The organism is Ralstonia mojiangensis (assembly GCF_023955645.1).
GTDB classification, from domain to species: domain Bacteria; phylum Pseudomonadota; class Gammaproteobacteria; order Burkholderiales; family Burkholderiaceae; genus Ralstonia; species Ralstonia mojiangensis.
In genome coordinates, this window is record NZ_JAMXHU010000005.1 from 379476 (window position 1) to 399300 (window position 19825).

Below are 19825 nucleotides of genomic sequence, written 5' to 3' on the forward strand. Positions count from 1 at the left end.
GTGTTGTCGCGTCTACGCACCCACGTAGTCGCGCACGCGCACGGGCCACCCTACGCTGCACATTCCCCTTCCCTCCGGAGCACGCTTCATGTCGAACCACCACGCATTCCGTTCCATCCGATCCGCCCTGCGCGTTGCCTTGACGTGCGCCACCTTGACGGCACTGACCACCGCGCCTCAGCTCGCACAGGCGCAAGCTGCGTCGCGCCTGGCGGTGTCGCATTACGACGTCTTGCGTACCGAGTTGTTCTCGGGCATTCCGGTCACGGCGGTCTTCTCGCCATCGCAATGTCCCAACGGGCAAGGCGTCGGCGCCAAGGCTGCGGCCCCGGTGGTGCACGGTGGTTTTGCGGTGCGCGACTTCATGGAAGTTGAAGGCAGCAACATCGGCTTTGCCAATCAGCACCTGACCCTGCGCCCCGACGGCACGCCCGTGCTGGAACTTGCGCTGTACCGCGTAACGCCCGACGACAAGGCCACGGTCACGGTGTCGTTTCTTTCGCCGCTGACGTATCAGGCCGTGTCGGCGCCGCAGACGTTCCAGTGCGCGATCGGCGCGGGCCTGGACTTTTCGATTGGGCTGGCAGGCCTGTTGCGGCGGTAAGCGGATGCGGCTTGCGCGAAATCACCCCTTGGCGATATCGCGCAGGCCAGGCAGGTCGAGCAATTCGATCTCGCCATAGGCGACCCTGAGAATGCCGCGTGCCTGAAAATCCTTGAGCACGAGATTGACGGTCTGTCGTGACAGCGCGAGCAGCAAGGCAAGCTGCTCCTGCGGCACGCGAAGCACGCGGCGGGTGCCGAGGCGCAAATCGCCGTAGCCGGCCGCCATCAGCAGCAGGCGCCGCGCCACGCGCACGGATGCCGGCAGCAGCGCCGTTTCTTCAAGCACGGAAAAGGCGAGACGCAGCTTGTGCGTCAGGAGCAACGCAAAAGCGTGCGTGTGCTGCGGCGCACGTTCGAGCAGATCCATCAACGCGGTTTGCGGCATGTGGAGCAACACGGTATCGCCCTCACCCCGCGCATCGTGTGTGCGCGCCTGGTTGTCGAACACGCCGATCTCGCCAAACCAGTTCACGGGTTCCAGCACGGCCAGCAGCGCCTCGCGGCCGTCGGCCGTGGTGGCGCGCACGCGAATGCCGCCTTCCACCACGCAATACAGGCCGTCGGGCGGATCGCCACGGCGAAACAGCACCTCTCCATCGGCCAGCCGGCGCACGATCGCCATGTCGATGAGGAGTTCTTGCAGGGGCTTGCTGAGCCCGCCAAACCAGTTGCTGGCGTGCAGGCGGTCTCGGTACAGCGCGGCTGAGAGCGGGCCGGACGGTGGATTGCTTCGGGCGGGGGCGGAATCCATGGGCGCGGGGGCAGTGGAATGTGGCGGATGCGACAGGCCCGAAACACGGATGCGCTGTCTGCGCCACCATCCGGCACGGTAGGACACGCTCAACGCATGGCACTGTCTACGATTGGACGATGATAACGACGGCACCGCGCGGACGTCCACGCCGTACTTGCGTAAGCTATGCGCCACCAGGCATGACTTCAGACGGTCCGCCCCGCCACCCCGGAACACTTCGCCCATGAAGAATCCCGATTACAACCCCGCCAAGCCGCACCACACGCCGGACGGATTCCGCAACCGCTATCCGCATCCGCGCCCCGACGCCGATTTCTGGCAATGGCAACGCGAGCGCCGCCGCCTGAAGCTGCCCAAGCCGCCCACGCACGACCTCTCCTGCATCCCGCCAAACCTGGGCGCCATCCACCCGCCGCCCGAGGTTCCGCAGCTCACCTGGATCGGACACGAAACGCTGCTGCTCCAGATCGACGGGCTGAACGTGCTGACCGACCCGGTGTTCTCCAAGCGCGCCTCGCCGCTGCCGTTTGCCGGGCCGCGCCGCCATCAGCCGCCGGGGCTGTCGCTCAAGCAGTTGCCGCATATCGACCTGGTGCTGCTCTCTCACAACCACTACGACCATCTGGACCGCGCCAGCGTGCGCGCGCTGATGCGCCAGCCGGGCGGCGCACCCATGTTCTTCGTGCCGCTGGGCATCGACCGCTGGTTTGCGCGCAACGTACGCGGCACGCGCCTGGGTGGCGACAACCCCAACGTGCGCGCGTTCGACTGGGACGACGAAGCCCGCTTCGGCCCCTTCACCGCGCACTTCTGCGCCGTGCAGCACTGGTCCGCACGCGGCCTGTACGACCGCAACCACACGCTCTGGGGCAGCTGGGCGCTGCTGCATCCGCGCCTGCGTTTCTGGTTCTCGGGTGATCTGGGCTATTCGCAAGACACACGCGACATTGGTGCGCGCTTCGGCCACTTCGATGTGGCCGCCATTGCCGTGGGCGCCTACGAGCCGCGCTGGTTCATGAAGGCACAGCACATCGACCCGACCGAAGCCGTGCAGGTCATGCAAGACATCGGCGCACGGCAGGCAGTGGGCATCCACTGGGGCACGTTCGAGCTGACAGACGAAGCGCTCGATCAGCCCATCACCGACTTGGCCCACGCGCTGAAGGCCGCCAACGTGCCTGCCGAGCGTTTCGTCCTCTTCAAGCATGGCGAGACCCGAGTGTGGGATTCCGCCGCCTCAAGCCTTGTGACCGACGTCCCAAAAGAAAAAGCGCGGCCGCGAAATGACTCGCTGGCCGCGCAGTAAGAAACTGGCAGGTCAAGCACAGACCAAGCGGCGCAGCCTAAAGGCGGCGGCGCTCGATTGACATCAGATCAGGTTGGCGTCGGCAGCCATGCGCGATCACGCAGGCGCGAGCGGATGCGGGCGATGGCCTGGCTGTGGATCTGGCACACGCGCGATTCCGACACGCCCATCACGGCGCCGATTTCACGCAGGTTCAGATCCTGCTCGTAGTAGAGGCTCATCATGAGCTTTTCGCGCTCGGGCAGTGCCTCGATGGCAGCAACAACCGATTCGCGCAGGTCGTGGTCCAGCAGTTGGTCCAGCGGCGTGGCGTCGTTCTCGGGCGCGCGGTTCTCGATGAAGGCGTCGGCGTCTTCGCGGTCGAAATCTTCGTAATACAACAGCTGGCTGCCTTGCAGGTCGACCAGTTGCTTCTGGTATTCGGCCAGCGACATGCCCAGCGCGGCGGCAATCTCGGTTTCGGTGGGCGCGCGGCCCTTCTGCTGCTGCAGCTTCTGGATCGCCTGCTCGATCGTGCGGGCGTTGCGGCGCAGGCCGCGCGGCAGCCAGTCGGAGCCGCGCAGTTCGTCCAGAATCGCGCCGCGAATACGCTGGGCTGCGTAGAACTCGAACTGCACACCCTGCGTTTCCTCATAGCGCGACAGCGCGTCGAGCAAGCCCATCATGCCGGCCTGGATCAGGTCGTCCAGCTCAACGCTGGCGGGCAGCTTGACCATCATCTGGTTGGCAATGCGACGCACCAGCGGTGCGTACATGGCCATCTCGTCGGACTTGGTCTTGCGACCGGTTGCGGTGTACATATTCATGCCTGCCTTTGACGCCTCGTTCATGCTGCGCCTCAATAAACCAATTCGGCCGCGCGTGCGGTGGCGCGGGGCGTCGCAGTCGAAGTCGACATTGACGTGTCTTGCGCCGATTCATCAGCCGGCTGTGCCGGTGCCCGCGCCGACATGACCACCCGCGACGGCGCACTGCCATCACCGGCTTGGGCCTCGGCGCTGGCCCAGCTCAACATTTCTTCGGCAAGCTGGCGGAAGGCCATGGCCGAAGGCGATGCGGGAAACGCGCTCGCCACGGGCTTGCCGAGCGAGAGCGCAAGTTCTACGTGCCGGTCCTCAGGGAGGTAGCCAGCGAAATCGATACGGGTGTTCAGGTACTGGCCCACGGTATTGGCCAGGTTACCGAACACGCGCACGGCGGAATCCACCGAATGCGCGCCGCACACCACGGTGCGGATGCCCGCGCTGCCTTGCAGCACGGCGGTTTTCTTGAGCAGCGTGTACGCGCTCTTGATGCCTTCCGGGCCATCGGAGAAGGTCAGCAGCACGTCGTCGCAGACTTCAGCCACGGTGCTCAGCGCCCGGGTGCCGAAATGCGCGGCCACGAGCGTCACATCCGCCGTCTCGTCGTACTGCTCGAGCACGCCGGGCATGGCGAGCATGGTCTGCGCGTTCACCACGGCCGTGTCGCGGCCCATGGCGGACAGCGCGATGCGCAGGTTGTCGACAAAGTCGTCGACCTGCTCTTCCGCACCGATCACCAGCACACGGCGGGCAGCAGCATGACCGAGCATGCGCCGCAGCCCTGCGGCTTGATCCTTGGCGAATGGCGTCGTCATGGTCGCCCCCTTGTCAGGCGAAATCGAAAGCGGCCAGGCCAGGTTCGCGGTTACGCGCGGCGCCTTGCGCCACGAGCAACGATTCATCCGAATCCAGCGTGAACGACGACTGCTCCGCACCAGCCCGGAACGAGCGATGGATCAGCAGCTTCTTGTTCGGCACCGCAATGTCCTCCGGCACGCGCTGGCCGTACGACACGTAGTGCAGCGGCAGGCGGCGGCGGATCATCACGTCCATCGCGTGGCCCACGGAGGCAGCCTCGTCGATCTTGGTCAGGATGCAGCCGGCCAGGTTGGCGTCGCGGTAGGCACCCACGACTTCGTCGAGCGTCTTGCCGTTGCTTGCAGCGTTCAGCAGCAGCAGGCGCTTGATCGACGGGCCCACGGCATGCAGCATCGCCATCTGCTCGGACACGGCGCGGTCACGCTGGCTCATGCCGATGGTGTCGATCAGCACGACGTGCTTCTCGCGCAGATCGTTCAGCGCCAGGCTCAGGTCTTGCGCGTCTTTCACGGCATGCACCGAGACGCCCAGGATCTTGCCGTAGATGCGCAGTTGTTCATGGCCACCGATCCGGTAGCTGTCGGTCGAGAGCAGTGCCACACGCGATGCGCCATGGCGCAGCACGAAGCGCGCGGCCAGCTTGGCGGTCGTGGTGGTCTTGCCCACGCCGGTCGGGCCCATCAGGGCAAACACGCCGCCCTGGTCGAGCAGGCTGTTTTCATCCGACACGGTGGTCAGGTTCTTTTCAATCGCGCGCTGCACGAAATCCAGCGCGCCTTCATACGAGTCGTGCTGCGGCATGTTCTCCAGCACGTAGCGCGTGAGCTGTGCCGAGAAGCCTGCGTTGAGCATGGTCTGGAACAGGCGCGTACGCACCGGGTCGCCCAGCTTCACGCCCAGCGAGGCGAGGCTCGACATGGCGTCGTTCAGCGTGCTCTTGAGCGTTTCGATCTCGCCGACCATGCGGCGGGTCATCACGTCGGTCTCGGCTCGGATGCTTTCCTTCACGTCGGCCTGGATGGCCGAGCGCTGCAGGCTCACGTCGTCACGCGGGGCTTCGGGCTTGGCCATCGTGTCCTCCACGCGGACGAAAATGTCGGACGACTTGGGGGCGTCAGTGCGAGCGTCGGCTTGCGCCTCGATGCGCCCATTCACGGGTGCTTCGGCCTTCTGTTGTTCTGCACGGAGGTTGCGGGCCTGGGCTTCCACGCGCTCGGCAAAGCTGCGCAGCGAAACCGGGCGGTCATCCTGCTCGCGTGCCTGCTCACGCGCTTGTTCGCGACGTGCGGCAAAGCGGGCGGTCGATTCCATCTCCGGTTCGTCGTCTTCCACCGCGGTACGGCGGGCGATGAACTGGGCGGTGCTGGCCAGGGCCTGCGCGGCAGATTGAGCAACCTCGGCATTGGCACGGTCGAGCGACAAGCCGGCCAGCATGCGGGTGGAGGCTGCCAGCGCATCTTCTTCGCCGAATGCCACGTCGTCATCCACACGCGTTTGCAGCGTGCGGCCGGCCGGCTTGGCTGCCTGACTGACCGGAGCCACCGGAGCTGCCGGTGCTTCTTCCTGTGCGGGGGCGCGACGCGAAGCAATGAAGCGGTTACGCAGACGGGCCAGTGCGTTGGGCGCCGGAGCCTCGGCCTGCTGGGCCTCTTCAGCGGGCGCCTGAGCGGCAACGACGGCTGCGGTTGCAGCGGCAATCGGTGCGGGCTCGGGGATCGGCGCCGGTGCGATCGGACGGCGCTGTGCCGTCTTGGGTGCCGACGACTGCGTGTCGACCAGCGCATCCACGTGCGAGTCGCATGCCGCGATGATCTCGATACCACCCGGAATGGCGCGGTTCGACAGGATCAGAGCGCCATCGCCCAGTTGGTCGCGGACCTTGCGCAAGACGTCACGCGACGTCAGTCCGGTAAATCGATGCATTTTCATGCGCGGCCTCCAAGCATGGCGACAACCTTAATCGTTCGGTGATCTGGAATTTCTGCGTGCGACAGCACGCGCAGGCTCGGTGCGGCACGCTTGAACAGGCGGGCAAGCATCGGGCGCAGTGCAGGCGGTACGAGCAGGACGCCCGTCTGACCCATCTGTTCGTGCTGTCGCGACGAGTCCGCAGCCGCTTGCATGAGCGAGTCGGCGAGTTGCGGTTCGATCGGGCCGGCGTTAGAGCCAACGACGCTTTGCAGCAAGATGTTCTCCAGATTCGGGTCAAGCGTGACGACCTGCATTTCGGTCTTGTTCGGGAAGAGCTGCTGGGCAATCGCCCGGCCCAGCGCCACACGCACGGCGGCGGTGAGTTCGGCGGGGTCTTGCGTCCTGCCTCCGTGTTCCGCCAGCGTCTCGACGATGGTGCGGATGTCACGGATATGCAGGCCTTCGTCCAGCAGGTTCTGCAGCACCTTCTGCACGGTCGCGACGGGCAACAGCTTCGGCACAACGTCTTCGACCAGCTTCGGTGCTTCCTTGCCCAAATGATCGAGCAATTGCTGAACTTCCAAACGGCCGAGAAGCTCGGTGCTATGGGTGTAAATCAACTGATTGACGTGCGTGGCGATGACCGTGCTGCAATCGACCACGGTGTAGCCCTCGGCCTGCGCACGATCACGCACATCGGCGTTGATCCACATGGCCGGCAGGCCAAAGGTCGGGTCCACCGTGGGCGTGCCGGGCAGTTGCGTGCCCAGGCGACCGCCATGGCCGCCGAGGCCATCCTGGCCACCCGGGTTGATGGCGAGGAACTTGCCCTGCTGTACTTCGCCGTGGCCGATTTCCACGCCCTTGAGCGTGATGCGGTACGACGACGGGCCCAGTTCCAGGTTGTCGCGGATATGCACCACCGGCGCCAGGAAACCCATGTCCTGCGTGAACTTCTTGCGGATGCCCTTGATCCGGCGCAGCAGCTCGCCGTCCTGGCTCTTGTCGACCAGCGGGATCAGGCGGTAACCGATTTCCAGGCCCAGCACGTCGACCCACGACACGTCGTCCCAGCTCGCCTCGGGCGTATCCACAGGGGCAATCGCCTGCAGCACGGGCTCGACCTCGGGCACTTCGCGCTTCTTCTTGAGGTACCAGCCCAGATAACCCAGACCGCCGCCAAACAGCACGAACGGGATGTGCGGCATGCCCGGCACCAGGCCCAGCAGGCCCAGCACGCCGGCGGTGGTCATCAGCACCATCGGCATGGCAAACAGCTCGCTCGACAGTTGCTGACCGACATCCTTGTCGGTGGAAACGCGGCTGACCATGATGCCCGCCGCGGTGGAGATCACCAGCGCCGGAATCTGCGCGACGAGGCCGTCGCCGATGGTCAGCAGCGTGTAGTTGGTGGCCGCGTGGCCTACGTCCATGCCGTGCTGGAGCACACCCACGGCCAGGCCGCCGACGATGTTGATCAGCAGGATGGCGATACCCGCCACCGAGTCGCCGCGCACGAACTTGCTGGCACCGTCCATGGAGCCGAAGAATTCAGCTTCCTGGGCGATCTCCGTGCGGCGCCTGCGGGCTTCGTCTTCGCGGATCAGGCCGGCGTTCAGGTCGGCGTCAATCGCCATCTGCTTGCCGGGCATCGCATCGAGCGTGAAGCGCGCGCTGACCTCGGCGATGCGGCCCGCGCCCTTGCTGATCACCATGAAGTTGATGATCACGAGGATGACGAACAGCACGATGCCGACGGTGTAGTTGCCGCCCACGAGGAAGTGGCCGAACGCCTCGATCACCTTGCCGGCGGCGTCGGGGCCGGTGTGGCCTTCCATCAGCACCACGCGCGTGGAAGCCACGTTCAGCGACAGGCGCATCAGCGTGGTGATCAGCAGGATGCTCGGGAACGACGAGAAATCCAGCGGCTTGAGCGTGTGCATGCTGATCAGCAGCACGATGATCGACAGCGCGATGTTGAAGGTGAACAGCAGATCGAGGATGAACGGCGGCAATGGCAGCACCATCATCGCCAGGATCAGGATGATGAGCACCGGGCCCGCGGCGGAGCGGTAGTCGCCCTTGCGCAGGATGTCGGTGACTCGGAGCAGTGCGGCGTTCATTGGCGGGGTCGTGCAGCGGGGGGCTTTTCGATGGATGCCATCTTGCCGGGGGAACCGCCAAATCGAAGACGTGAGAAAGCCGCCCAAAAGGCGGCTTTTCTCTGAAATACCCTCCCACCGGGGGGTGCGCTTCTATCCCTTCACGCCGCCAGGGGGCGCGTGGGTGCGCCGTACCAGACTTTCGTACAGAATCGCGTACTCAAATGGGCTGCGCCAATCCTGTCCCTCAACAGCACCCCTTTCGATACCCTCGCGCTGCAGCAGCGGCCTGGGGTCGTATGCGCCATGCCGCCGGGATGCTGGGTATGGGACTTGCAAATCATCCTGAAACGCCGCCCACCAGACCCGGATCCAGGCAACACCGCACGAAGGTGGTGCCGTGTCCGGTGCGTGGATGCACCAACCCGATCATAGGCAACGTTCAATGAAGCACCCCACCTCTGGATTACCGGACATCCATGATTGTTTGCCGGACTGGCCGTTCATCCGATGAGCGGCGCCATGGACCATCAGCTTCATCACGCAAGCGGCGCCGTTGCGGCAAGCCCTCCCCATGCCGCCCGACACACGATGCTCGAGGACGTCTACGGCATGGCCGTCGGCATGATGTTTATCGTGACAGGGGTGGTGTTGCTCAGCGCGGCCGGACTCGTGACCGGTGGCATTGCAGGAATCGCGTTGCTCGTGTCGTACGTGGCGCCGCTGTCGGTGGGCACCATTTTCACGTTGGTCAACGTGCCGTTTTTCGTGTTCGCCTATTTTGTGATGGGCCCTCGTTTTGCCATCAAGTCGACGCTGGCCAGTTGTGGCATCACCCTCCTGCTTGCGGTGACGCGGCAGGCCTTACACATCGATTTTGAGAGCCCGCTGTTTGCAGCCGTGGTGGGCGGAACGCTCAACGGCATGGGGGTGTTGGCGCTCGCCCGGCATGGCTCCGGCGTGGGCGGCACGGGCGTTCTGACGCTCTGGCTGCAGCGCACGCGGGGGATCAATGCGGGGATCGTGCAAGTGGCCATCGATTCGATGATTCTGCTGACATCGCTCCTGGTGATTCCGACCGGCCGTGTGGGCTGGTCGGCACTGAGCGCAGTGGCCATGAGCGCGATGGTGATCGCATGGCACCGCCCGGGTCGATATAACGTCGTGGTGCGGTAGCGGCAGTCGGGGCCTCACCGGCGAAAGCGTCAGCATCAACGTTGGGATTGCTGATCCCTCAGGCGTCGCTGGTGACGTCCTCATCGGCATCGTCCGGGCCGGGCTGCGGCCCCGGGTCCATATCGGCAGGCACCGGCAGGTCGGTCGGGCGCACCGGCACACGGCCGCCAACCTGATGCAGGCGGCGCAGCTGGTAGACATAGGCGAGCACCTCGGCCACGGCGGCGTACAGCGCTTCGGGAATCTGGTGGCCGATCTCGGTATGGCGGTACAGCGCACGGGCCAGTGGGGGCGCTTCCAGAATGGGAATCTTGTGCTCCGTGCCCAGCTCCCGAATCTTGGCGGCCACCATGTCGGCGCCCTTGGCCAGCACGCGCGGCGCGCCGCCTTCCTTCTCGGAATAGCGCAGCGCCACGGCGTAGTGCGTCGGGTTGGTGACGATCACATCGGCCTTGGGCACATCGGCCATCATGCGGCGCTGGGCCGCCTGGCGCTGCAGGTTGCGGATGCGGCCCTTGACGTGCGGATCGCCTTCGGACTCGCGGTGCTCCTTGCGCACTTCTTCCTTGGTCATGCGGTGCTTGCGCGCGTATTGCCACAAGGACAGCGGTACATCCACGGCCGCCACCAGCATCATCACCGCCGCCATGCAGAGGAAGGCCACGCCGGCCACGTGCAGGGTGTCGCGCATGGCCACGCCCAGGTCCTGCTGCGGCAGTTCGATCAGGTCACCCCGGTAATACCGGACCAGCAACCAGCCCACACCGGCAATCAAAAACAGCTTGATCAGCAGGCGGGGCAGCTCCACCAGCCCCTCCAGCGAGAACATGCGCGTCAGGCCCTGCAGCTTGAACAGGCGCGAAATATCGGGGGCCAGCGGCTTGAACGAGATGGCCCCGCGCGTGAGCGCCAGCGGCGACAGCGCGGCAATCACCAGCATCAGCATCAGCCCGCCCAGCGCCATGGCCAGCGGCATGAACTGGCCGGTCACGTAGTTCCACTGGTCCTGCCCGCTGGTGTAGTTGTAGCGGTGGAACTCCAGGCAGCGCGCCAGGAAAGACGACGCAGCCCGCACGATCGAGTCGCCCATCACCCACAAACCGCCCGCGGACACCGCCGTGAGGGCGAACGAAGCCAGTTCCCGTGATCTGGGAACGTCGCCTTCCTCGCGCGCCTGCTCGAGGCGCCTCGGAGAGGCTGGTTCGGTTTTTTCGAGATCGCTTTCTTCGGACATGCCGGGCGTGCGAGGGGTGGATGGAACAGGCCGGCAGGTTGGCCGACCGTCGCATTATCCAAGGCACCCCCGCCCATTGAAGCGCCGAAAAAGCGGCCTCTGGGGCGGCTTATCGACAGAAAGCCTCGGGAACCACGCCAACATGGGGCCACCGGGTGCAATCAAGCCTGCTCGGCCCACCAGGCTGCGTGCGCTAGGTGTGCTGACCGGCCGGATGGGGCTGCGTGGGCTCCAACGCCCGCAGGCGTTCTGCGGTAATGCCGGCGGAACCCATGACCGATCCGCCATGGCGCGCAATGAAAGCGCGCGCATCGGTGTGATTCTGGAAGGCCGGCAGATTGCCCCTGCGCATCGGCCCGGGCACATCGGAGCCCCATACGTAGACGGCCTGCAGCGCGGCGATCCAGCGCCCGTCGCCCACCGCGCGCACATAGGCCGCGGCAATGTCGGTGGCCTGCCGGCCGGCGGCGTAGCGCGGCAGGTTGCGCAAGTAGATGAACAGGCTCAAGGGCGAGTCGAAGAAGTACGCATCGCCATCGGCAAAGATCACCTGGGCTGCCCAGTCCGGCACGCGCGACGGAAATGCGCCGCAGACCGGGCAACGTGCGTGGGGCGGGATGGCGCGCGGCGCATCGGGCGCGACGCCGGAGCGCGGGTCATAGGGCGTGGGTGGTGCGACAAAGCAGATCTCGGTGGGGATCTCGGGCTCGACGCGGCGGCTCGCATGCACGCCATACCACCAGAGCGAGGCCGCCAGCAGAACCATTGCCGTCAAGCCTGATCGACGCAGCCGCATGGCTACATGCGCCCGTCGTGCAGCGCGCCGCCGCTGAGGTCGACCATGTCGGGCGTCACTTCGGCGTAGCGCAGCAGCTTGCCGCCGTCGCGTGCCATGAACGCGCGGGCATCGGCTTCCAGCCGGAAGCTGGCGACCGTCGGCCCCATCGAGCCGCGGCGCCGGCTGCCGAACACGTAATAGCCGGTCCTGGCATCAAACCAGTGGCCACGAGGATGGTCCCAGTCGGCCTGGCCCATGTCCTGCACAAGCGCCGCCCGGATCGGCCGCGCCCGCTCCGGCTTGAGCAGCGTGTTGAACATTTCCACCGTATCGCAGCACCAGTGCGGCGTTGCGTCGCCCTGGTAATAGAGCTGCGCCTTGGGCCCGGGATACTCCGCCACCAGCATGCCGTCCAGGTCGCAGGTGGTGGCCGCGTCGGCTTCAGCGGGGACAAGGGTGGCTTCGGCCTGCCGGCCACAGGCAGCCAGGCCGACGAGGGTGGCCGATCCGGCCAGGGCAGCCACCAGCAGGCGGCGACGATCCGGGTTCATGTGCGGAATCTCCAGGCGGCCAGCGCCAGCGGCGCGGCAATCCACGCCAGCATCGCCCCGCCCATTGCCCACGGGTTGCCCAGGGCAGGCGGCACGATGCTGACGAGGCCATGCAGGCCGCGCAGCTGGTCCAGCGAAAACACGTTGAGGATGCGGAAAATGTCGGTGGGGTTGAGCAACAGCAGATACGCCAGCGCCTGGCCGCCAAAGCTGCCGCCGGTGGCCACCAACAGGCCGAGCAGCAACAGGTCGAACACCAGCACGAAGCCAAACCACAGCGCGATGGCGGCGCCTGAAGCCCGCGTGCGTTCACGGCTGATGACGGAAACGCACAGCGCCAGGCTCAGAAAGACAAGCCCAAGCAGCACTGAACTCAGCACGAAGCCGGCCGCCTGATACAGCCCCGCCCCGCCGAACTGGTGCCACAGGAGCACCGCCATCAGCGCGAACCCGCCCAGCGTGGACAGCGTGAGCGCCGCAGCAAGCCCGAGGTACTTGCCCAGCAGCAGTTCCACGCGTGTGAGTGGCAGTGCCAGCAGCAGATCAAGCGAGCCGCGCTCGCGCTCGCCGACAACCGCATCGAACCCGAGCAACAGGGCAATCAGCGGGATCAGGTAGATGACGAGGCTGACCAGGCTGGTGATGACGAACTCGATGGAGCGTGGGCCGAGCGTGCCCTGCTCGGCGCCGCCAAAGTAGCTGATCACGAGCGAGAACACCGCAAACACGACGGCCACCGCAAGCACCCACCGGTTGCGCAGACGATCGCGTAGTTCCTTGGCGGCGACGGCAGCCACCTGCCGATATTCGATGCCGATCATGCGGCCTCCGTTTGCCTGAGGCCGAAGAACACGTCTTCGAGCGACGGTTCGTGGATCTGCAGATCCAGCAGGCGCCCGCCCAGCGGCTGCAGTGCCTGAAGGGCGTCCATCTTGAGCGAGCGGCTGCAGCGCAGCAGCATCTCGTGCTCGGCCTGCCCGTCGACGACCTCTGCGCCGTGTGCGCACAAGGGCGAGAGTTGCGCCCACAGTGCGCTGCGCGCGCCGGCCTCGACCCGCACGGCCAGCGTCAGGGGCAGATCGGCGCGTGCGCGCAGTGCAGCGACACTGCCAAGTGCAAGGACGCGGCCGTCGGCCAGAATGGCAAGGCGGTCGATGCGCTGCTGCAGCTCGGCCAGGATGTGCGACGTGATCAGGATCGTGACGCCCTGCTCGCGCAATCCTTGCAGCGTGGCGTAAAAGTCGTGAATGGCCGCCGGGTCCAGACCATTCGTCGGCTCATCGAGGAAAAGAACGCGTGGCGTACCCAACAGCGCCTGCGCAAATCCGAGGCGTTGCCGCATCCCCTTGGAGTAGGCACGCACCGGTTTGTCGGCCGCACCCGCAAGCCCCACGCGGGCAAGCAGCGGCGCGCAATCGGCCGCCGGTGCGCCCTTGAGCCGGGCGAAAAACCGCAAGGTCTCCAGCCCGCTCAGGTTGTCGTACAGGACGAGGTTTTCGGGCAGATAACCGATCTGCCGTCGGGCCGCCCGGAACGCGGCGCCGCGCACCGATGCGCCGGCCACGCGGATGCTGCCGGTGGTTGCGGGAATCAGCCCCAGCATCATCTTGAAGAGCGTGCTCTTGCCGGCACCGTTGTGCCCGATCAGGCCGAACAGCTCGCCGTAGCCGACGTCCAGGTCAACACCGTCGACGGCGCGCACGGCGCCATAGTGTTTGCTGACGCCGCGCAGTGAAATGGCGGCAGTCTCGTCAACGTGAAAGGGATCTGTCACGCCAGGTGCTCCAATGGGGGTTCGCGGGTTGCATGCGCGGATAGGCGTCGACCACGCTCGGCACACGCAGGATCGGAAACTGCCGGCTGACGAACCTGAGTGCCTGCACCGCCGGGCTCGCCAGCAGCAGTTGCACGCTGGGGTGGCGCCAGATCAGCCGGTCTACGACGTCGTTGGCCTCGTAAGGCAAATCGCCAATGCCATCGCCGTCGCGGTCCCAGCCGAGGTAGTCGCTCCAGAAGTTGCCCTGCCTGCGCTCGGCCGCCGTACGGGCACCCCACGCCTCGTCACGCGCGCCCACGTAGCGGACTTGCTCGCGGTTGCCGATGAAGTCGTTGCCTTGGACCACGTTGCGTGTGGAACCCGCCGACAGGTGCACGCCCACCTGGTTGCCGACGATGAGGTTGCCGCGCAGTTGCGTGTATTCAACGTCGTAGATGAAGAAGCCGCGATCGTTGTCGGCCACCACGTTGTTCTCCACCACTGAATCCTGCAGCGTGCGCAGCATGATCCCGTGGTCCGCATTGCCCCAGGTGCGGTTGTTGCGCACGATCTGGTCGCGCACTTCCATCAAGGCGAGGCCGCCCCGGTTGGCATAACTGTCGTTGTCCTCCCACAGGTTGTAGTAGGAGTTCATGTAGTGCGTGCCATAGCGGCTGTGGTGAAGCCGGTTGCCTTTGAACACGGCGTGATGCGATACGTCCACGTAAAGCGCATCGCGCACGAAGCTGATGTTGTTGCCGATGATGCGTGCGCCTTGCGTGTTGTAAAGCTCCACGCCGTTGCCGCGCTGCGCAGAGTTGTAGTCGCGCTTGCCGGTGATGGTGTTGGCCTCGATGCGCACGTCGTTGGCTTTCTCGATCCACAAGCCAAACAGGTTGTAGGTCAGCTCACACTGGCGCACCACGGCCCGATGCGCGCCGGGCAGGATGTTGATGCCTGCGTTCTGGTCTTTCAGGCTGTCGCCCGAATCACGAACGATCAGGCCCTCGATGACGACGTCCGGTGCGCTGATGCGGATCGTGTCGCCGCGCTGGCCGCCACTGAGCGTCGGGCGATCGAGGCCGCGCAGCGTCAGAGGCTTGTTGATGACGAGGTTGCCGGTGTACATGCCGCGCTCGATCTCGAGCACGTCGCGCGGATGTGCAGCGTCGATGGCCGCCTGCAGCGACTGCCCTGCCGCCACGCGCACCGTTGCCCCCGCGAATGCCTGGGCGCACCGAGCGCCCTGGGCAACCGCAAGCCAGCCGCAGACGACGAGCAACACCGGCAGCCACCTCATACCTGCAGCCACCCCAGCGCCTTCAGGGCCAGGAACAAGGCGGCACCGATCAGCAGGTTCTTGAAGCCGACGTAGCTCAGCATGTCCATGACGGTTGCCCGCCGATAGTTGGCATGCCACCACGGGCCGTCCTTGACGTAGCGTCGTCCTGCCAGGCGGATCAGCACCTCATACACGCTCCAGCCGAACCACCATGCGATGACGGCGCCCGACGACAGCTGGCCCATCGCGGCCAGGACCCACGCCACGCTTGCCGCCAGCGCAAGCGAAGCGCCCGCGATCTGCAGGCCGCGCGCAGAGGCCCAGCCCTTGCTGCTCCACGGCCACAGGTGATCGCGCACTTCCAGCATCAGCCAGCGCAGGCCACGCGCGCCTTCGAGCCCGGGCGGCACCATGCGATCGGTCGGCATGCGCGGGTCGGGGCCTTGTGCCACGCGCGGGCTCATCGGCACCGGCTGGATGGGAATGAAGTAGCCGTCCTTGCCGATGGGGGTGATCTCCAGCCCGTCGCGCTCGCGGCGCTTGCGCTCCTTGGCCAGCGGCGGGCATCCCTTGACGTCGGTGTACAGCACCATGCAGTCGAGGCAGTGCAGGCATTCGCGGTGATCGATGCGGCCATCCGCGTCGATCGCCAATGAGCCGCAACCCACGGCGCACGCCTTGCAACTGTTGCAGTCCTGCTTGCGGCGCAGGCCAAACCAGCGGAAGGTGCTCGGCATGGCAAGCGCGGCGCCCAGCGGGCAGATGTACTTGCAGTACGGGCGCTCCACAAACAACGAGATCCCGAGCAGCGTGCAGACAAACAGGCCGTAGGGCCACGCGCGGTGGCTGATGCCGACAAGGAATGTCGTCTTGAACGGTTCCACCTCGGCAAGCTTCTCTGCCAGCCCCATCGAGAACACCGACACCGTCAGCAGACCGAAGAAGATGGCGTACTTGAGCCACTTGAGCTTGTCGTGCCAGGCACGCGGCAGATGACGCTGCCAGCGCTTGAGGCCGAGCCTTCCGCCAATCTTGTACAGCGCTTCCGACAGCGAGCCGAACGGGCACAGCCATCCGCAAAACAGCCCCCGCCCAAACAGGAACACCGTCAGGATGATGAAGATCCAGAAGCAGAAGATGAACGGATCGGTCAGGAACAACGACCACGTCCACTGGAACAGCAGCGAGTGGAACCAGGTCAGCACTTGCGTGATCGACGGCTGCGCCATCGCACCGAAGCCCACGAAGCCGATGCTCAGTGCCCACGCGGTGTACTTGAAGGCATTCACCGGCCATTTGTTCTTGTGCGTGGAGCGACGCGTCAGGCGCTCGCGCAGCGCGTACACCACGCCCACCGAAACGAGCAGCGCGATGAACAGCGCGATCTGCGGCGCGCGCGTACGCCAGACCCGCCGCCAGGGTGCCTCCGGCTCGTCGATATGCGGGTGGCCGCCCTGCAGCAGCGCTTCGGGCATCCAGTACGGGGCATCGAACGTGACGAAGCTGCGCGTGCCGGTGGCCCGATCGACACGGTTGCCCAGGAAGGACAGCTTCCACGGATATGCCGCCGAGAACGCTGGCGAGCGCACCACGAAGATGGCCGACTCGGTGTAGGCCGGCGCGCCTGGGGCTGCCAGGCCATAGAGGTTCAGGTAGTCCGAATCGCGGAAGGTGAAGGACTCCGCGCCTTGCTTGATCTGGATGCGGTCATAGATGCCGCCGCGCACGAAGCCCGACCCTTTGAACGACGCGGCGCCCGCGCTGCGGATGACGAAGATTGCATGCTCGTTCGGCTTGAGCTGCGCGTGCAGATCGTTCCACGCGGACTGGCTGAGCAGGCTCGCACCCAGGTCCGGATGATTGAGATCACCAAACCACAGTTCAATGAACGGTTCCGGCGCGCGTTCCAGACCAAGCTGCTCAGGCCGGATCAGCAAGCGCTGCACGCTGCCCTGCTTGACCAGCTCCGCCCAGGCAGCGCGCTGGCCGGTCTGCGCATAGCGCGCGGGCTCGTGGCGCGTGGGTGCAAGAATGCCGACTTGCCGCGCCACCGAAGACGTGGCTGTCGCCAGCACCTGGTTCTGCGCAATCACGGTCACGGTGGCGCCCGAGATCGCATCGACGCCCAGCACACCTTCGTCAGGCCGCGACTGGCCGACTTCGATCTTGTCCTTGACCGACTTGCCGATGTACTGCTTGTTGAAGTTCAGCAGCGCAGACTCGGGAATCCCGAGCAGCAGGATCGGCTCGGAGTGTTTCAGGACCTTGACGCCGACATAGCGGCCTTGCCGGTCCATGCCGATGAGCGTCACGACGGGCTTGCCTGAATAGGCGGGAATGTCCGTGATGTCGGTGGACAACATCACGTAGCCCAGCAGGGGCGCCTTGCCGCCTTGCGCTGCGCCGTACGCTTCTACATACGGTGGTTGCCCCATCCGTTCGGAGAAACGCACCGCGCCGGGAAACACGTCGGCGCACGGTACAAGCGAGCACAGGTCCTTGGCCTCGGCCAGGTTGGCAGGCAACTCGGCTTCATAGGCGCCGCGACCAGCTTGCGCCGGCTGCACGCCCATGAACAGCATCAGGAGGAACGCAGCGACCCACGCCGCGAACCCTTGTTTTGGGGATGGCATCTTGGAGTTCGTCGGGGCGCGCGGGCCCGCACCCGGGCACGCGCGCTTGCCCTCGGGATCAGGCCTCAACAATCATGCGGCTGCGCATTTCAAGGTGCAGTGCATGGCAGAAATGCGTGCAGTAGCACCAGAACACGCCGGGCTTATCGGCAATGAACGTGACCGATGCGGTTTCCTGCGGGTTGACGATGAAGTTGATGTTGTATTTCGGAATGGCGAAGCCGTGCGTCAAGTCCTCGACCTTGTCGAGGTTGGTGAGGATCAGCGTGACCTCGTCGCCCTTCTTCAGCTTGAACTCCCGCAGGCTGTACGCCGGTGCCTGCGACGTCAGGCGCACCGTCACCTTCTTGCCATTGCGCACCACGCCGGATTGCTTCGGATCCTTGGTGGCAAGCGGGAAATCGTCCAGCGAGTAGACCTGCTTCGGGTGAAGCAGCTCGCGCTTGAAGATGATGAAGTCGTGCGGCTCGCTGCGGATCGGGTGGTCCTGCAGCAGCACCATCTTCTCGCCCGAGATGTCGATGAACTGTTCGTTTTCCGGGTGCAGTGGGCCAACGGGCAGGAAGCGGTCCTTGGAGAACTTGCAGCCCACGGCAAGGAATTTGCCATCGGCAGCCACCGTTTCGGATTGCGATGCGTTCAGGTGGCCCGGCTGGTAGTGCACGTCAAGGCGGTCGACCACGTACTTCGCGTTCTTGTCACCGTTGTGGAACTTGATCGCGGCATCGATGTTCCACTTCACGATCTGGCTGTCGAGGAACAGCGTCGTGTATGCGTTGCCGCGCCCGTCGAACGCCGTATGCAACGGCCCGAGCCCAAGTTCCACCTCCGCCACGATGGCGTCGTCAATCTTGGCGAGCTTGCCGTCGAACCAGTCCAGCACGCGGGACAGCTCGATCACCGTACCGGTGGGCGAGAGCTTGCCGGCACAGATGAAGTACTTCTGGTCTGGGCTGGCATTGACGCCGTGCGGATTCTTCGGCACCGACACATAGGCGGTCAGCGCCGTCTTGGGATCCTGGTTGGCCGCGTGCGTGCCGTCCACCACTGGCACCTTGGAGTCGCCGATGGTCTTGAACTTGCCGGCCTTGACCGCCGCTTCAATGCGCGCAATGTTGAAGAACAGGCAGGCGTCGCGCTCGGCAGACATCATGTCTTCGTAGTGCACGCCCATCTCGGTGTTGTACTGGTTGGTTGCGGCCAGCTTGCCGTCGTACGACGTTGCGACGAGATCGCAATTGCCGTCGATCTGCACCTGCCAGCGCACCTCCATGCTTTCGGCATCTACGCAGGTGAACAGCGAGCGGTACTTGGACGGGTCGTCGATGCCTGCGGTGTTCGGTAGCGGGATCGCAAACTCGCCGCCGCAGAACACGCGCGTCGTGTAGTTGATCTTCGGGTCGAGCGGGTCGCGCTTGTCCGGGAAGATGCCGTGGAAGCCCTGCACGTTGGGCAGTTCGGTGATCTTGTCGCAGATGAAATAGTCGAGCCGCACACGCCCCAGGCGCGAATTGATCTTGTCGTTGATCCACGCATAGCGGCCGTCGTAATTGCCATCCTTGTACGAGGCATGCACGTGGTGGGTATCGCCCACCGTGTACTTCAGACTGCCGTCGGGCTTGGTGCCCATCACCTTCTTCGATTCGTTCGTGATGCCCCAGCCAACCAGTGCATCCGGCACGAACATCGGAATGCGGTGGATCTCGCGGCCCGAGGGCATGCCCATGACGCGCATGTCGCCGGTATGTCCGCCGCTCCACAGGCCGTAATAGGTGTCGAGTTCACCCGGCTTCGGATGCAAGCCCGCAATGACGTGTTCCCCGGCGGCCGCGGCTGCGGGCGCACTGGCAGATGCGGCGGGTGCTGCAGCGGGCGTGCCCTTGTCTGTGCATGCCACCACCGTTGCCAACCCGGCGAGCGCTGCGCTGTTCATGAAGCGACGCCGCCCCGCTACGCTCAGCGCTTCTTCCTGCTGTGTGGATGGCGATTGTTGGTGCTTGGTCATCATCGATCCCTGTATCGATTCCTCTATCGGTTTTCACAAAGCCGGGCGGAAAGATGCCGGCTCACATCTGCGCTCTGACCTTCTCGGCAAGTGGCATCTTCAGGGTGCA

At 65.2% G+C, this 19825-nt stretch carries 16 protein-coding genes; 3 read left to right on the forward strand and 13 right to left on the reverse strand.

What is annotated here, in order from left to right; genetic code table 11:
* Positions 1-88 precede the first annotated feature (88 nt).
* Complete coding sequence (locus tag NG898_RS22155; protein WP_252694450.1) at positions 89-604, forward strand: VirK family protein; 516 nt, start codon at positions 89-91, stop codon at positions 602-604.
* Positions 605-625: 21 nt separating this feature from the next.
* Here the strand turns inward: NG898_RS22155 and NG898_RS22160 are convergent, their stop codons facing one another.
* Positions 626-1357 carry a Crp/Fnr family transcriptional regulator gene (locus NG898_RS22160; protein ID WP_252694451.1) on the reverse strand — a complete coding sequence of 244 codons (732 nt, stop codon included), beginning with the start codon at positions 1355-1357 and terminating at the stop codon, positions 626-628.
* Positions 1358-1583: 226 nt separating this feature from the next.
* Between NG898_RS22160 and NG898_RS22165 the strand changes: the two genes are divergently transcribed.
* Positions 1584-2666, forward strand: a complete 1083-nt coding sequence (locus tag NG898_RS22165) for an MBL fold metallo-hydrolase (protein ID WP_252694452.1) — start codon at positions 1584-1586, stop codon at positions 2664-2666.
* Between the two features lie 68 nt (positions 2667-2734).
* On the opposite strand, the gene NG898_RS22170 is transcribed toward NG898_RS22165, so the two are convergent.
* From NG898_RS22170 to flhA, 4 genes are read right to left on the reverse strand one after another with little or no spacing between them, the layout of a single operon-like run.
* Positions 2735-3496 carry an RNA polymerase sigma factor FliA gene (locus tag NG898_RS22170; protein ID WP_045201919.1) on the reverse strand — a complete coding sequence of 254 codons (762 nt, stop codon included), beginning with the start codon at positions 3494-3496 and terminating at the stop codon, positions 2735-2737.
* A gap of 8 nt (positions 3497-3504) precedes the next feature.
* Positions 3505-4284 carry a MinD/ParA family ATP-binding protein gene (locus tag NG898_RS22175; protein WP_252694453.1) on the reverse strand — a complete coding sequence of 260 codons (780 nt, stop codon included), beginning with the start codon at positions 4282-4284 and terminating at the stop codon, positions 3505-3507.
* 13 nt (positions 4285-4297) lie between these two features.
* The gene (gene flhF / locus NG898_RS22180; RefSeq protein ID WP_252694454.1) at positions 4298-6217 is read right to left on the reverse strand and encodes a flagellar biosynthesis GTPase FlhF; all 1920 of its coding nucleotides are present in this window, start codon (positions 6215-6217) and stop codon (positions 4298-4300) included.
* On the reverse strand, positions 6214-8322 hold the full coding sequence (gene flhA / locus NG898_RS22185) for a flagellar biosynthesis protein FlhA (protein ID WP_252694455.1): 2109 nt from the start codon (positions 8320-8322) through the stop codon (positions 6214-6216). The genes flhF and flhA overlap by 4 nt, the downstream gene beginning before the upstream one ends.
* A 462-nt stretch (positions 8323-8784) precedes the next feature.
* Here flhA and NG898_RS22190 point away from each other — a divergent pair, with 462 nt between their 5' ends.
* Positions 8785-9477: a YitT family protein gene (locus NG898_RS22190; RefSeq protein WP_252694456.1), complete on the forward strand. Its 693-nt coding sequence runs from the start codon at positions 8785-8787 to the stop codon at positions 9475-9477.
* Between the two features lie 58 nt (positions 9478-9535).
* On the opposite strand, the gene flhB is transcribed toward NG898_RS22190, so the two are convergent.
* The 8 genes from flhB to nosZ all read right to left on the reverse strand — a co-directional run bounded on the left by flhB (position 9536) and on the right by nosZ (position 19719).
* Complete coding sequence (flhB, locus tag NG898_RS22195; RefSeq protein WP_252694457.1) at positions 9536-10711, reverse strand: flagellar biosynthesis protein FlhB; 1176 nt, start codon at positions 10709-10711, stop codon at positions 9536-9538.
* A gap of 193 nt (positions 10712-10904) precedes the next feature.
* Positions 10905-11507, reverse strand: coding sequence for a nitrous oxide reductase accessory protein NosL (locus NG898_RS22200; protein ID WP_252694458.1), 603 nt, complete (start codon positions 11505-11507; stop codon positions 10905-10907).
* 2 nt (positions 11508-11509) lie between these two features.
* Complete coding sequence (locus tag NG898_RS22205) at positions 11510-12040, reverse strand: nitrous oxide reductase accessory protein NosL (RefSeq protein ID WP_252694459.1); 531 nt, start codon at positions 12038-12040, stop codon at positions 11510-11512.
* Positions 12037-12861, reverse strand: a complete 825-nt coding sequence (locus tag NG898_RS22210; protein ID WP_252694460.1) for an ABC transporter permease — start codon at positions 12859-12861, stop codon at positions 12037-12039. Before NG898_RS22210 ends, NG898_RS22205 begins: the two co-directional genes overlap by 4 nt.
* Positions 12858-13814, reverse strand: coding sequence for an ABC transporter ATP-binding protein (locus NG898_RS22215; RefSeq protein WP_252694461.1), 957 nt, complete (start codon positions 13812-13814; stop codon positions 12858-12860). The genes NG898_RS22210 and NG898_RS22215 overlap by 4 nt, the downstream gene beginning before the upstream one ends.
* Positions 13792-15096, reverse strand: a complete 1305-nt coding sequence (locus tag NG898_RS22220) for a nitrous oxide reductase family maturation protein NosD (RefSeq protein ID WP_252694462.1) — start codon at positions 15094-15096, stop codon at positions 13792-13794. The genes NG898_RS22215 and NG898_RS22220 overlap by 23 nt, the downstream gene beginning before the upstream one ends.
* Positions 15093-17711, reverse strand: a complete 2619-nt coding sequence (locus NG898_RS22225; RefSeq protein ID WP_252694463.1) for a NosR/NirI family protein — start codon at positions 17709-17711, stop codon at positions 15093-15095. Before NG898_RS22225 ends, NG898_RS22220 begins: the two co-directional genes overlap by 4 nt.
* Positions 17712-17769: 58 nt before the next feature.
* Complete coding sequence (gene nosZ, locus NG898_RS22230) at positions 17770-19719, reverse strand: TAT-dependent nitrous-oxide reductase (RefSeq protein ID WP_252694464.1); 1950 nt, start codon at positions 19717-19719, stop codon at positions 17770-17772.
* Positions 19720-19825 lie beyond the last annotated feature (106 nt).